The sequence below is a fragment of the Methylomonas rivi genome (assembly GCF_024505165.1).
In the GTDB taxonomy this organism is placed as follows: Bacteria; Pseudomonadota; Gammaproteobacteria; order Methylococcales; family Methylomonadaceae; genus Methylomonas; species Methylomonas rivi.
On the sequence record NZ_JANIBK010000009.1, the window covers coordinates 45,362 to 58,353 of the forward strand.

Consider the following 12,992-nt stretch of genomic DNA (forward strand, 5'->3'; position numbering starts at 1 on the left):
CTTTTGTGGGTCAGGCCCGCACCGATAATCATAAAAATTACTGAGGGTATTGCAATGTGTTGGAGTGGAGAAGCGTCCGGCGTTTTAGCCGCCGCGGGTTTAACAACCGCCGTGTATGTGGCGTATAAGGGGGAATCAAAAGAACTATGGATTCCGTTGACCTATTTTGCCCTGATGGAGTTATTGCAGGCGGCCACCTATGTTTATATAAACTTGTGCGGTAATCCCAATAATCAGGTGTTGACCCTGCTTGGTTACCTGCACATCGCCTTCCAGCCGTTTTTTGTGAATATGGTGGCGATGTACTTCATCCCCGAGAGCGTCAAACTGAAAATACGCACCACGGTTTATGCTTTATGCTCGATTAGCTCACTGGCCATGTTGATCAAGATGTACCCCTTTGCCTGGGCCGGCGAATGCGTGCCGGGCGTGGAAGGCTTTTGCGGCGCGCAAACCTGTTCGGTCTCCGGCGCCTGGCATATCGCCTGGCAAATGCCGCTTAACGGCCTGATGTCGCAACCGGTTGAATGGTTATTCGGCTTTAACTGGGGCTTGCATGCATTTTCCTATATCCTGGCGGCGTTTTATCTGCCGATCATGTACGGCTCATGGCGCTTCGTTGGCTTTCATTATTTGATCGGGCCTTGGATTTCCGATATTACTACCGACGACCCGAACGAATATTGCGCGGTCTGGTGTTTGTTCTCGATTGCCTTATGCGTATCGGTGATCAAAACCCCGATCAGAAAACATTTGCACGTCAAAAAATGGCCGTTTTATCAGCGCGAAGTAGGCGATAGCTTATAAGCCGAGCCTATCAAAAACATTTCGGCAGGCTCACAAGCAATTCCAGGCCTGCCGAATGATCCATCAGGCAATCAGTTTAGGTTGCAAATATTTTCATCGCTAGTATTCAGCGATAAGCCCGATAAGAATTGAGGGCGCCTTACGGCCATAAATCGTTCCCGCCAATAGGGATTACGCAGACTGGACACCATCACCCGCCCGGTTCGGGCACTGGGCGCATGCACGAAGTCATCGTTACCGACGTAAATGCCCACATGGGAATAAGGCTTTTCGGTGTTGAAAAACAATAGATCGCCGGGCTGCCGCAGTTCGGGTTGCACCCCGGGCAGCCGTTGCACCAAGGACTGCGTAGTACGCGGCAGTTTTATCCCTTGTTGGTTGTAAACATACACCACCAAGCCGCTGCAATCGAAGCCTTCTTGCGGCGATTTACCTCCGTAAACATAGGGGTGGCCTTGTAACTGCAAAGCATCCAATGCCGCCCGCGTGTTCCCCCGCTCGGGAACGGACATATTTAAAGGCGCTTTATCCGTGCCGGCGCAACCGGACAGCAACCCCGCCAACAAGGCCATGGGAAATATCAGTTTAGGGCGAAAAAACGCTATCATCTGCTTCAAACGTCATAAGGAATATCACGGGCAATTATAGACGGGTTCCGTTACATTGTTTCCGCGGCGACAATAGTTAACTTCGTTAACAATTGCCTAACCGAATATTACAACAGGCTGAATAGATCCGTTTGCCGGTATTGGCCCGCCTCTTCGAATTCTTGCAGCGTAGATAAGCTCACCCCCAGCAATCGTACTTTTTTCTCCCCTATGGCCGTATTTTTTAATAAATCGGCCAGCAACAATTTGGTTTTGGAACCGTTCGCAATCGCTTGCGGCAGGGTGCGGCTGCGGGTTATTTGTACAAAATCCCTATATTTAATTTTAATGGTCAAGGTATGGGCGGCCAATTTCTTTTCCGACAATTTGCCCAATGCCTGGCTCAATAACAACTGCAGCTGGTGAATAATGACCTGTGCATCGCCGATATCCTCGGCAAAGGTGGTTTCAACGCCGATGGATTTTCGATCGCGGTGGGCTTTGACGGGTCGGCAGTCTATCCCGCGCGCAATATCGTAATAATGCCGGGCGGCCTTGCCGAAATGTTGCTGCAGCCTCGGCAGAGGGATTTGTTTTAAATCGTAACCGTTTTGAATGCCCAAATCGCGCATTTTCTTTTCCGTCGCGGGGCCTATGCCATGAAACTTGCCGATCGGCAATTTTTCTATGAATTGCGCCGCCTGCTCCGGGGTAATGACATGCAGCCCGTCCGGTTTGTCCAAATCCGAAGCGATTTTTGCCAAAAATTTATTATAGGAAATACCGGCCGAGGCGATTAAACGAGTCTGGCGACGAATGTCTTGTTTGATTTGCCTGGCCAGCAAGGTGGCCGAACCTTGGCAATACCCGCTGTTACTGACATCCAGATACGCTTCGTCCAAAGACAGCGGCTCGACGCAATCGCAATATTGGCTAAAAATATGGCGGATATTTTCCGACGCTTCCCGGTAGGCATCGAAGCGGGGGTTAATGAAAATAGCTTGCGGACAAAGCCTAACGGCTTGCGATGAAGGCATGGCGGAATGCACCCCGAACAGCCGCGCCTCGTAGCTGCAAGTGGCAACCACGCCGCGCGAATCGGGTTTACCGCCCACGATGACCGGTTTATTTCGATAGACGGGGTTGTCGCGCTGCTCCACCGCGGCATAAAACGCATCCATATCGATATGAATGATTTTGCGCGGCGAGTCTTGCATGGCTTAGGGTTTGTCGGGCGACTCCAGCTCGGCTGTCAAATTCCAGTCGGAAAAAGGAAACGGCAGCTGTTCGGTATTGAAAGTCAAAAATAACAGAATATGGTAATGATAGGTGGACAAGCTGCGGCCAAAACCCAAAATATTGGCATTCGTGGCGCCGGTTATCAACACCGAACCCACTTGCAGCAATACCACCAGCCACAACAACAGCTTGACAATGCTGTCGATTACAGCATAAATCAGCATAAAAATGATGCGCTTCCAGGTGGCGATGCTTTTCAGGTTTTCGTTGATTTGTTCCTGCACGGCGTTACCCCCTGTTCATTACGTCCCGCAAATCCAGCGCGGCGGCATTGGCGCGGGCAATATAATTGGCCATGGCCAAGGAGTAGTTGGCAAACAGACCGAATCCATCGCCATTCAAAACCACCGGGCTCAAGGTTGGCGTCAACGCATTTTCCAAGGCTTGAATCATGTTATCCAGCGTATTCATGGCCCGTTTGTCCAGCAGAATATCGGAAAAGTCGTGTTTAATGGCTTTTAAGATATGCAACAGCGCCCAACAGGCACCCCGCGCCTCGTAAAACACGTTATCGATTTCCATCCAGGGCGTTTGACCGATGGTTGGCATATTGATATCGACCGGATTGTTCGGGTCGCCGTGGGTGGCACCGGAAAACTTATCGGTACTGGCGGCCAAACGGGTAGACAAACCGCCCAGCCGTTTAATCACGACTTCGGTATATTGCCACAGGTTATCGGCCCGGGAGTGAAACTGGGCCGCTCTGGAGGTGGAAGTCGGATTTTGCAGGCGCAACATGTACTTATGCAGGGCCTCGACTCCTTTTACGTATTCTGCCTCCGTAGACGGCAAGGCCCACGAATTGTGCTCATAATAAAAATATGGCTCGGCCATGGCCAAATCGGGATCTTCGGCCGATTGCGATTGGTCGCGGGCAAAATGGTTGCGCAATGCGGTCGTGGCGTCCCGCAGCATAACCAGCGCGCCGTATTCCCAATTTTGAATGTTGTCGCAAAACAGGCCGGGGGGGGCCACGTCGTTGGTCAAATAACCGCCGGGTTTAAACAAAATCACATCGGCGATATGCGCCAAGGTATTGGCATAAACATAACCGATCGGCATTTGATCCGTATGGGTAACGTTCATGCGCTCGATGGCTTCGTCCTGAACATTGAACTGGGCCGGCTCCCGGCTCCACCATTCGCCCAGCACCAGCATAATAATTGCCACTACGCCTATCAGTGTGCCAAAACCCCAGAGTATGCCTTTAGACTTCGCGTCTTCGTAAGCTTGTGGACTATCCGACATGTATTGCATTCCTGATTGGACAAAATAATTTAAGCAAGCAATCGACCGCTTTTCCCATGCTTATGGTAGCACGGTTTATTAGGATGACATCCGATTTCAGTGCAGCTGATGATTGGCGACTCTTAACGCCGACGGCACCACAACCGGCGGCATCTGCACGTAAAACCCCTTATTTTCGAGGCTGGCGATAACCTTGACGGCATCTTCCCTGGCTAATTTACGTTCCGCGGACAATTGCAATTCCATCACAAATTGCAACGGCCCAAAACTATTGAATAAATTTTCCGGCAGCGCGGAAAAATCGTCTTTTTTATCCAGATATAAATAAAGTTCTTCTTTTTTTAAGCTTTTATAGATAAAACATAACATTGCGTTACCCCAAACAGACTACTGCTGCCAATTCTAACGGTTTTTCGATAAAATTTTCAGCTGGCTTTTTCCGACCTTTAATCTATCTCATGCCACACTCCACTCAATTAGCCGCTAATTTTTTTAGAGTGGCCTGTTATTTCGAGGCCGCACTTACCTTGGTGGCGCTTGCCTTAGGCTGGCTGGTCGATATAGACCCTTTTGCGAATCTTGTTTTGGATGAGCAAGCGTTGCTTCATGGCCTGCTGCTTACATTACCTTTATTGATGTTGTTTTTTGCCATGCAGGAGATTCCTCTCCAAGCCTTGGAAAAGATCCGAACTCTCTTGCTAGAGACATTAGGCCCTCGTTTATATCGCAATCATTGGACTGACTTATTGATACTGGCCGCTATCGCCGGATTTTCCGAAGAGGTCTTATTTCGCGGCACCTTACAGCCTTGGATGGAAAATACGCTAGGTATGACGGCAGGATTATGGATCAGCAATGCAGTATTCGCGCTTGTGCACGCGGTGACGCCGCTGTATGCGCTGCTGGCCATGCTGATGGGCCTATATTTGGGTATCAGCCTGGATTACGGAGGGGAACGCAATTTGTTGACACCCATTGTGATTCACGGCTTTTATGATTTCATCGCATTCCTTGTTATTTTACGCAACTATCGCAACAGCCTTTAAAGAATCCGCCATGCCCAATCCTCCGATAGAAAAGCCAAACGCCTTAATGCCTCACTGGTTGATCTGCTTAGCCATGCTATTATTTTTGTCGATTTACAACCTGATCTGCCACTTGTGGGGAGACGAAATCCGCCAGCCCTTGCAAGAGCCGCAACGGATACTGATTCGAACCGTTTTCTATGTCATAGCCATCGTCCTGTTCCCGCTGACTAACCTGCTGCGCTACATCCTGCTGCGACTGAACCAAACCATGCCCGGCGAAAGAACCGCCGAACAGCGCTATCTGATTACCATACTCGTCACGCAAGGCGCGATAGAAATCGTCAGCCTGTTCGGTTTAATCATGTTTATGCTGGGCGATGACTTTAATACCTTATACATTTTTACCTTGCTGGGCGTGGTGGGCATTTATCTGCACAAACCCAAGCGCGAGGAACTTCAAAGCATAATCGATGCCTTGGCGGTAAAAAACCCTTAAGCTCATACACCTAGAGCGTTTCCGTTTTTGTCGGCGTAGCGGTTAGGCTGTACAATACGCTGCTATTTAGAATTTTTAGCTCAGGTGTACTCATGAAAATTATTCAGGAAGCGCTCACGTTTGACGACGTTTTATTGATACCGGCGCATTCGGCTGTGTTACCGCGCGAAGTGGAACTGAAAACCCAGCTGACCAGAAATATCACCCTGAATATCCCTTTGGTATCCGCGGCGATGGATACCGTCACCGAGGCCCGTCTGGCCATTGCCATTGCTCAGGAAGGCGGTATCGGCATCATTCATAAAAACATGACCACCGAACAGCAGGCCGCCGAAGTCAGCCGGGTCAAAAAGTACGAAAGCGGCGTCATAAAAGACCCCATCACCGTGTCGCCTAATGTCACCGTCCGCGAAGTCATGGATCTGACCCGCGCCAAGAACATTTCCGGCGTGCCGGTAGTGGATGGCGAAGAGCTGGTCGGCATCGTCACCAGCCGCGACTTGCGTTTCGAGACCCGTCTGGACGAATCCGTCCGCTCGGTGATGACACCCAAGGAACGCTTGGTTACCGTTAACGAATCCGCCAGCCACAAAGAAGCCATAGAATTGCTGCATAAACACCGCATCGAAAAAGTGCTGGTCGTCAACGACGACTTTCATTTGCGCGGGCTGATCACCGTCAAGGATATTCAAAAAGCCAAGGACAATCCCTATGCCTGCAAGGATGAACAAGAACGCTTGCGGGTCGGCGCGGCAGTCGGCACCGGCGCCGGCACCGAAGAGCGTGTGGCTGCACTGGTTGCCGCCGGTGTCGACGTCATCATCGTCGATACCGCCCACGGCCATTCTCAAGGCGTATTGGACAGAGTCCGCTGGGTCAAACAAAACTTCCCGCAAGTACAAGTGATCGGCGGCAATATCGCCACGGCCGAAGCCGCCAAAGCCTTATTGGAAGCCGGCGCGGACGGCGTCAAAGTGGGCATAGGCCCCGGCTCGATCTGCACCACCCGCATCGTGGCGGGCGTTGGCGTCCCGCAAATCACCGCCGTCACCAATGTAGCCGCGGCCCTGAAAGGTACCGGCGTACCGCTGATTGCCGATGGCGGCATCCGGTATTCCGGCGATGTCGCCAAAGCCTTGGCGGCCGGCGCGCATGCCGTCATGTTGGGCGGCTTGTTTGCCGGCACCGAAGAAGCGCCGGGCGAAGTGGAATTATTCCAAGGCCGCTCCTATAAATCCTATCGCGGCATGGGCTCCCTGGGCGCCATGGCGCAGCAACAAGGCTCCAGCGACCGCTATTTCCAGGAAGCCACCGAGAACGTGGAAAAACTGGTGCCGGAAGGCATAGAAGGCAGGGTGCCCTACAAAGGAAGTGTGCTGGTCATCATCCACCAACTACTGGGCGGCGTCCGTTCCAGCATGGGCTACACCGGCAATGCAACGATCGAAAAAATGCACGAAAACGCCCAGTTCGTCAGAGTCACCAGCGCCGGCATGCGCGAGAGTCATGTACACGATGTGACCATCACCAAGGAAGCGCCGAATTATCATATGAATTGAGCGGTTAAACTCAACGCATACCTATGTCCTGCCTTAGGACCGCACTGTGGAGTAACTTCATGCAACAAAATCAGCCAGTAACATCTTCGATGCCGTGCAATTTGTGCGGCAGCCACGATGTTTCGGTTTTAGCCAATCACAGTAGAAACGGCGGCCCTTTGCGCACCGTTATCTGCAATCACTGCGGACTGGTGTGGAGCGACCCGTTTCCGCACGACCCTCGGCAGTTTTACGAGCACGATTATCGGGTCGAATATAAAAACACTTACGCGCCGAAACCCAAGCATATTTTGCGGGCCGGCAAAATCGCGCTGGACCGTCACGGCAAGATCAAACAATTTTTGGCCGGCAAGAAACACGTGCTCGACGTCGGCACCGGCGGCGGCGAATTTGCCTACCTGCTGAAATCGTTAGGCCATGAGCTGCAAGGCATCGAACCCAATAAAGGCTACGCGGAATATTCGGCGGCCGCTTACGGCTTAAATCTGCAAATCGGCTTTATTCAGGATGCCACATTACCGGATGAGCATTTCGATCTGATTACCATTTGGCACGTCCTGGAACACACGGAAGATCCAAGCTCTGTATTGAGTACGCTACGCAAGCTACTAAAACCCGAGGGGACTCTGGTGGTGGAAGTACCAAGTATAGAAGCCACCTGCCAAGCCCCGAAAAGCACCTTCCATGAAGCGCATCTTTACAATTTCAATTTGGCCACCTTGCGCAAAATGGGCGAGAAAGTCGGTTTGCGCGAACACAGCCATGTGTTTTCGGCGGACGGCGGCAATGTAACGATATTTTTCCGCCGCGCCGATTCTGAAAGCACTAACGCCGAGGACTTGCGGATAAACGGCAATGCCGCGCGCATTCAAGCCATAGTCCAAGGCCATACCAACCAGGCGCATTTTTTGACCGCCGCCCCTTATGAGCGTTTTGTCCGCCGGATGAGCAGGGCGTTGTCGGAAAAAATCGCTCTCAAGAACTTTGAGAATAATAAGGATTTGCTCGACCAACTCTACCGGTCTTGCAAATCGAATTAAAACTTACAATATACGCCGCCTAAACACACAGCCGAATATTGGCTTTAGGCGGCAGACTACTAATTAAGTAGTTAAATTTTTCATATCTTCGAAGGCCCGACCGTGACACAACCGCACGCCAATATCCATTCCGACAAAATTCTGATTCTCGACTTCGGCTCGCAATACACGCAACTGATTGCCCGCCGCATCCGCGAAATAGGCGTCTATTGCGAAATATACTCCTGCGACAGTTCCGCGGACGACGTCAAAAGTTTCGACGCAAAGGGAATTATTCTGTCCGGCGGCCCGGAAACGGTTACCAGCAGCGATACGCCCAGGGCTCCCGCTTGCGTCTTCGAACTCGGCATTCCCGTGCTGGGCATCTGTTACGGCATGCAAACCATGGCCGAGCAATTGGGCGGCAAGGTCGAATCCTCCGACCACCGCGAATTCGGTTATGCGCAGATTCGGGCTCGCGGGCATTCCAAACTGTTACTGAATATAGAAGACCACGCATCGCCGGAAGGTTACGGTCTTTTGGACGTGTGGATGAGCCACGGCGACCGGGTCGTCGAATTGCCGACCGGTTTTAAATTGATCGCCAGCTCCGACGGCGCGCCGATTGCCGGCATCGCCGACGAAGATAGAAACTTCTACGCCCTGCAATTCCATCCGGAAGTCACCCACACCAAACAAGGCGGCCGGATTTTGAGCCGTTTCGTGTTGGAAATTTGCGGCTGCCAGGCACTATGGAATGCCAACAACATTATCGAAGACAGTATCACTGCCGTTCGCGAAAAAGTCGGAACCGACCAGGTGATTCTGGGCTTGTCCGGCGGCGTCGATTCATCGGTAGTCGCCGCCCTGTTGCACAAGGCCATAGGCGAGCAACTGACCTGCGTATTCGTCGACACCGGCCTGCTGCGCTTGCACGAAGGCGACCAAGTCATGGCGATGTTCGCCCAACATATGGGCATCAAAGTCATCCGCGTGGATGCGGAACAACGTTATCTGGACGCCTTAGCCGGCGTCAACGACCCGGAAGCCAAACGTAAAATCATCGGCGGCCTGTTCGTGGACATTTTCGACGAGGAAGCCGGCAAACTCACAGACGCCAAATGGCTGGCGCAAGGCACCATCTACCCGGACGTGATCGAATCGGCCGGCGCCAAAAGCGGCAAGGCCCATCTGATCAAATCGCACCATAACGTCGGCGGCCTGCCGGAAAACATGACCTTGAAACTGGTCGAACCGCTGCGCGAACTGTTCAAGGATGAAGTGCGTAAACTGGGCCTGGAACTGGGCCTGCCGGCCGACATGATCCACCGCCACCCCTTCCCCGGCCCCGGACTGGGCGTGCGCATCCTGGGCGAAGTTAAAAAGCAATATGCCGATTTATTACGTCAGGCCGACGCCATCTTCATTGAGGAACTTTACCGCCACGAGTTGTACGACAAGGTCAGCCAAGCCTTTGCCGTGTTCCTGCCGGTCAAGTCTGTCGGCGTGATGGGCGACGGCCGCAAATACGATTACGTCATCGCCATCCGCGCCGTGGAAACCATTGACTTCATGACCGCGCGCTGGGCGCATTTGCCGTATGATTTTCTGGATTTGATCTCGCGGCGGATTATCAACGAAGTGAATGGGATTTCAAGGGTGACTTACGATATTTCCGGCAAGCCGCCGGCTACGATTGAGTGGGAATAAAAATAGGCGAAAGGCGCAAGACTAAAATCCCGTCGTTAACACGCTCCGCGTGGTAACGACTCCTCCTCAAATCGAAAAAGAATCTATGACACAACAAAATACCAGTAGCGGTGAATTCTCCGGCTATGTTTTATTCTCTCAATATAAAGATGATGTAGATGGAAAGAGAATTTTAATCTTTATTGAAGAAAGCGAGGATCTGGCTAAAGTTGAAGAGCGTAAGGCTGAGCTAAATAGAGAAATGCCCGTTCCAATTAAAGACGCAACGGTAAGCGTGGGAATGGCTACCTTTCATCCTCACCCAGAAAGCGAAGAAAAGGATTACATGTTAGTTACTCCAAGAGACGGCACGGAGCCTTTCTTCTGGAATCAAATGATCGATGTAAAAGAGATTTTGGAATTTGCGAAAGATCGAAAAATATAGCAGTACGATTACGTCGATTGAAGGAATTTTTCTTGACTTCGTTCCCCCGTCGAAAAAAGAAAGATGAAAAGCATTTGTAGAAAACCAATTATTTAATGTTTAAAAATAAAGTCATAGAAAGAATTACCAAGGAATTCGGTACACCGTCCCGCCAAACTGTGAAAGTCACAGCGTGGGAAATTGGTAGCAATTTGGGAGTGGTTGTACAGACTGATCAACCAAATAAAGAAGATCAGGCTTTTGTATGGCTTCCATATCCTCCAGATTCTGAGTCTGTTCCTGAAATAGCTTTAGAGTACGCAGCAGAATCAGGGCGCCATAGTAATACATATCCTTCGGCCGGTTTGGAGCGAGGAAAGCCAGCGCTAAAATTGATTGTTACTAGTACACAGGAGCTAGACGACCTTATTTCTTACATCCAGGCATTTAAAGCCTTTGCCCCTCTGCCAAAGGTAAAAGCAAATCCAGAAATAGACCAAAGCAGTGAATCAATCACTACTGACACTTTAATTCCTGTGGATGTTTCATCAATGCCTAAGGCGAAACCTGTGAAACCTCGACGGGAAGCAATTCCACGGTCCGTACAGCGTGAAGTTTGGCAGCGAGATGGAGGCAAATGTGTAGAATGCGACTCAAAGGCTAAGTTATGTTTTGATCATATCGTTCCTTTTTCTAAGGGTGGTAGCAACTCGGTTAGAAACCTTCAATTGTTGTGCGAAAGTTGCAATCTTTCAAAAGGTAATCGTATATAAGGTCAACAGGGCTGTAGGTGTCAACGATAGGAAGCGCATCGATCGCGAATGATGCGCTTCATTTTATTCAGCACATCCTACGTTTTTAAATTTCAAAGAAACCGAGGTGGTATGTAATGGGTAGCCAGGAAATTCTTGAACAAGCATTGCGACTAAGACCGGACGAACGCTTTACGCTGATTGAGGGCTTGCTCCGTAGCCTGGACGAACCGGATAAACAACTTGATGCTATTTGGGCGGATGAGGCTGAAAAAAGACTCAAGGCCTATAGGGAAGGACGTTTGGAAGCGATACCGATGGAGGATATATTTAGGGATGCAACATGAAGGTATTGTTCTCGGAATACGCCCGGCAAGAATTATTGGGTGCCGTGTGCTACTATGAGCTTGAGTACCCAGGGTTAGGCCGAAGATTCAAGGAAGAAGTCGGGAAAGCCGCCTTAAGAATTTCCGAATACCCCCTAGCATGGTCGCTTGAGCGCGGAGAAGTCAGAAAATGTTTACTCCATAAATTTCCTTACAAATTACTCTATTCGATCGAGAATAATCATATTTTAGTGTTGGCTGTGGCGCATCAACACAGGAAACCGGATTACTGGGTCGGTCACGATGAGGAGTGAAAACCTTTTCTTCTCACTTGCTTCTTTTTCCTGAGCCTAATGCCCCCCGAACAATTCCAGCAAAAAATTCTAGCTTGGTTCGATGAACATGGCCGCAAGGACTTACCCTGGCAACAAGACATCAATCCTTACCGGGTTTGGGTGTCGGAAATCATGTTGCAACAGACTCAGGTGGCCAGCGTTATCGATTATTTCAATCGATTCATGGCGCGCTTCCCAAATGTTCGAAGCCTGGCGGACGCCGAGTTGGACGAAGTCTTGCAACATTGGGCCGGACTGGGTTATTACGCCCGCGCCCGCAATCTGCATAAGACCGCACAACGGGTCGCCGCCAACCAAGGTCGGTTTCCGCAAACAGTGGAAGACTTGAGCGCCTTACCCGGCATCGGGCGTTCCACCGCCGGGGCGATACTCAGTATCGCTTGCGGCCAAAGCCAATCCATACTTGACGGCAACGTCAAACGCGTATTGGCGCGTTTTCACGCCGTGCATGGCTGGCCGGGCGACAGCAAGGTCACCGCCCAACTTTGGACCATCAGCAGCCAATATACGCCGGGGCAGCGCACGGGCGATTACACCCAGGCCATGATGGATTTGGGCGCCACCCTTTGCACGCGCAGCAAGCCGCGCTGCGAAATCTGCCCGGTAATCAACGGATGCCAGGCTTACAGACTTGATTTGGTCAATCAATTGCCCGAACCCAAACCGCGAAAAACGCTGCCGGTCAAGCGACTCTTGTTTCTGGTTTTACAGGACAAGCAAAAGCGGATTCTGCTGGAAAGGCGCCCGCCAGCCGGCATCTGGGGCGGCTTGTGGAGTTTGCCGGAATTCGCCGACCGCCAGCAGTTGCAAGATTGGTGCTTACAGCATGGTTATCAATTGAACGAACCGGACGCGCTGCCCGGCCTACGGCATAGTTTTTCCCATTACCATCTGGACTACACTCCGCTACTGGCCACCCTGCAAAACCCCATAAACTGTGTGATGGAAGCCGATAGCCCAGTCTGGTATAAAGCCAACGACGTTTATTCATTAGGATTGCCGGCGCCTATCAAACGCTTGCTCCAACAACATTATTTAGAGGAACACTATGACGAGAATGGTTAAATGCGTAAAACTGGGCGTGGAAGCGGAAGGCTTGGACGCGCCGCCATTTCCGGGCCCTAACGGCCAACGTATTTTCGATCATGTTTCCAAACAGGCCTGGAAGGATTGGCTAGCGATGCAAACCATGATCATTAACGAACGCCGGTTGGCTAGCTTCGATCCGTCCGCCAAAAAGATTTTGGAAGCCGAACGCGAGAAATTCCTGTTTGCCGGCGGATTTGAAGTGCCGGAAGGCTATGTACCTACCCAAAACTAATGACTTTTTACTAAAGTTTCCCCCCTTGCTTGAATTGAATTATTTTCAAGCAGGGGAATTATCTGTAGGCCAAATTCAGTG

The 12,992-nt window shown here is 51.0% G+C and carries 17 protein-coding genes; 12 read left to right on the forward strand and 5 right to left on the reverse strand.

The annotated features are described in order from the left end of the window. Positions 1-54: 54 nt before the first annotated feature. The gene (locus NP596_RS03300) at positions 55-807 is read left to right on the forward strand and encodes a DUF5765 domain-containing protein (RefSeq protein WP_256613800.1); all 753 of its coding nucleotides are present in this window, start codon (positions 55-57) and stop codon (positions 805-807) included. Between the two features lie 71 nt (positions 808-878). Here the strand turns inward: NP596_RS03300 and NP596_RS03305 are convergent, their stop codons facing one another. The 5 genes from NP596_RS03305 to NP596_RS03325 form a co-directional block, all read right to left on the reverse strand. After that, positions 879-1,415, reverse strand: a complete 537-nt coding sequence (locus NP596_RS03305; RefSeq protein WP_256613801.1) for a C40 family peptidase — start codon at positions 1,413-1,415, stop codon at positions 879-881. 107 nt (positions 1,416-1,522) lie between these two features. Further along, positions 1,523-2,611 (reverse strand): DNA polymerase IV, encoded by a 1,089-nt coding sequence (gene dinB, locus NP596_RS03310; RefSeq protein ID WP_256613802.1) that lies wholly within the window; start codon positions 2,609-2,611, stop codon positions 1,523-1,525. A gap of 3 nt (positions 2,612-2,614) precedes the next feature. Next, positions 2,615-2,917, reverse strand: a complete 303-nt coding sequence (locus NP596_RS03315) for a DUF4389 domain-containing protein (RefSeq protein WP_256613803.1) — start codon at positions 2,915-2,917, stop codon at positions 2,615-2,617. A 4-nt stretch (positions 2,918-2,921) separates the two neighbouring features. After that, positions 2,922-3,941 (reverse strand): DUF2333 family protein, encoded by a 1,020-nt coding sequence (locus NP596_RS03320; RefSeq protein ID WP_256613804.1) that lies wholly within the window; start codon positions 3,939-3,941, stop codon positions 2,922-2,924. A 96-nt stretch (positions 3,942-4,037) separates the two neighbouring features. Further along, the gene (locus tag NP596_RS03325) at positions 4,038-4,310 is read right to left on the reverse strand and encodes a YcgL domain-containing protein (RefSeq protein WP_256613805.1); all 273 of its coding nucleotides are present in this window, start codon (positions 4,308-4,310) and stop codon (positions 4,038-4,040) included. Positions 4,311-4,399: 89 nt separating this feature from the next. Between NP596_RS03325 and NP596_RS03330 the strand changes: the two genes are divergently transcribed. The 11 genes from NP596_RS03330 (at position 4,400) to NP596_RS03380 (ending at position 12,911) form a co-directional block, all read left to right on the forward strand. Continuing rightward, positions 4,400-4,987, forward strand: coding sequence for a CPBP family intramembrane glutamic endopeptidase (locus NP596_RS03330; protein ID WP_256613806.1), 588 nt, complete (start codon positions 4,400-4,402; stop codon positions 4,985-4,987). A gap of 10 nt (positions 4,988-4,997) precedes the next feature. Continuing rightward, the gene (locus NP596_RS03335) at positions 4,998-5,465 is read left to right on the forward strand and encodes a hypothetical protein (protein WP_256613807.1); all 468 of its coding nucleotides are present in this window, start codon (positions 4,998-5,000) and stop codon (positions 5,463-5,465) included. Between the two features lie 92 nt (positions 5,466-5,557). Then, on the forward strand, positions 5,558-7,024 hold the full coding sequence (guaB, locus tag NP596_RS03340; RefSeq protein WP_256613808.1) for an IMP dehydrogenase: 1,467 nt from the start codon (positions 5,558-5,560) through the stop codon (positions 7,022-7,024). Positions 7,025-7,083: 59 nt separating this feature from the next. Next, a complete protein-coding gene (locus NP596_RS03345; protein WP_256613809.1) occupies positions 7,084-8,064 on the forward strand; it encodes a class I SAM-dependent methyltransferase in 981 nt (326 codons plus the stop codon). 102 nt (positions 8,065-8,166) lie between these two features. Then, positions 8,167-9,753: a glutamine-hydrolyzing GMP synthase gene (gene guaA / locus NP596_RS03350; protein WP_256613810.1), complete on the forward strand. Its 1,587-nt coding sequence runs from the start codon at positions 8,167-8,169 to the stop codon at positions 9,751-9,753. Positions 9,754-9,838: 85 nt separating this feature from the next. Next, entirely contained in the window at positions 9,839-10,177 is a 339-nt protein-coding gene (locus NP596_RS03355; protein ID WP_256613811.1) for a hypothetical protein, read from the forward strand. Positions 10,178-10,272: 95 nt separating this feature from the next. After that, positions 10,273-10,929: an HNH endonuclease gene (locus tag NP596_RS03360; protein ID WP_256613812.1), complete on the forward strand. Its 657-nt coding sequence runs from the start codon at positions 10,273-10,275 to the stop codon at positions 10,927-10,929. A gap of 116 nt (positions 10,930-11,045) precedes the next feature. After that, entirely contained in the window at positions 11,046-11,255 is a 210-nt protein-coding gene (locus tag NP596_RS03365; protein WP_256613813.1) for an addiction module protein, read from the forward strand. Continuing rightward, a complete protein-coding gene (locus NP596_RS03370) occupies positions 11,252-11,548 on the forward strand; it encodes a type II toxin-antitoxin system RelE/ParE family toxin (protein WP_256613814.1) in 297 nt (98 codons plus the stop codon). Before NP596_RS03365 ends, NP596_RS03370 begins: the two co-directional genes overlap by 4 nt. Positions 11,549-11,587: 39 nt before the next feature. Next, a complete protein-coding gene (mutY, locus tag NP596_RS03375; protein WP_256613815.1) occupies positions 11,588-12,655 on the forward strand; it encodes an A/G-specific adenine glycosylase in 1,068 nt (355 codons plus the stop codon). After that, entirely contained in the window at positions 12,639-12,911 is a 273-nt protein-coding gene (locus NP596_RS03380; protein WP_256613816.1) for an oxidative damage protection protein, read from the forward strand. Before mutY ends, NP596_RS03380 begins: the two co-directional genes overlap by 17 nt. The last annotated feature ends 81 nt before the right edge of the window (positions 12,912-12,992 follow it).

What these genes read in the sequence shown, in the direction of transcription:
- NP596_RS03300 (WP_256613800.1), top strand. Translation starts at nt 55, where the DNA reads ATGTGTTGGAGTGGAGAAGCGTCCGGCGTTTTAGCCGCCGCGGGTTTA.
- NP596_RS03370 (WP_256613814.1), top strand. Translation starts at nt 11,252, where the DNA reads ATGAAGGTATTGTTCTCGGAATACGCCCGGCAAGAATTATTGGGTGCC.
- mutY (WP_256613815.1), top strand. Translation starts at nt 11,588, where the DNA reads ATGCCCCCCGAACAATTCCAGCAAAAAATTCTAGCTTGGTTCGATGAA.
- NP596_RS03345 (WP_256613809.1), top strand. Translation starts at nt 7,084, where the DNA reads ATGCAACAAAATCAGCCAGTAACATCTTCGATGCCGTGCAATTTGTGC.
- NP596_RS03320 (WP_256613804.1), bottom strand. Translation starts at nt 3,941, where the DNA reads ATGTCGGATAGTCCACAAGCTTACGAAGACGCGAAGTCTAAAGGCATA.
- NP596_RS03360 (WP_256613812.1), top strand. Translation starts at nt 10,273, where the DNA reads ATGTTTAAAAATAAAGTCATAGAAAGAATTACCAAGGAATTCGGTACA.
- guaB (WP_256613808.1), top strand. Translation starts at nt 5,558, where the DNA reads ATGAAAATTATTCAGGAAGCGCTCACGTTTGACGACGTTTTATTGATA.
- NP596_RS03365 (WP_256613813.1), top strand. Translation starts at nt 11,046, where the DNA reads ATGGGTAGCCAGGAAATTCTTGAACAAGCATTGCGACTAAGACCGGAC.
- NP596_RS03335 (WP_256613807.1), top strand. Translation starts at nt 4,998, where the DNA reads ATGCCCAATCCTCCGATAGAAAAGCCAAACGCCTTAATGCCTCACTGG.
- NP596_RS03355 (WP_256613811.1), top strand. Translation starts at nt 9,839, where the DNA reads ATGACACAACAAAATACCAGTAGCGGTGAATTCTCCGGCTATGTTTTA.
- dinB (WP_256613802.1), bottom strand. Translation starts at nt 2,611, where the DNA reads ATGCAAGACTCGCCGCGCAAAATCATTCATATCGATATGGATGCGTTT.
- NP596_RS03325 (WP_256613805.1), bottom strand. Translation starts at nt 4,310, where the DNA reads ATGTTATGTTTTATCTATAAAAGCTTAAAAAAAGAAGAACTTTATTTA.
- NP596_RS03330 (WP_256613806.1), top strand. Translation starts at nt 4,400, where the DNA reads ATGCCACACTCCACTCAATTAGCCGCTAATTTTTTTAGAGTGGCCTGT.
- NP596_RS03305 (WP_256613801.1), bottom strand. Translation starts at nt 1,415, where the DNA reads ATGATAGCGTTTTTTCGCCCTAAACTGATATTTCCCATGGCCTTGTTG.
- NP596_RS03380 (WP_256613816.1), top strand. Translation starts at nt 12,639, where the DNA reads ATGACGAGAATGGTTAAATGCGTAAAACTGGGCGTGGAAGCGGAAGGC.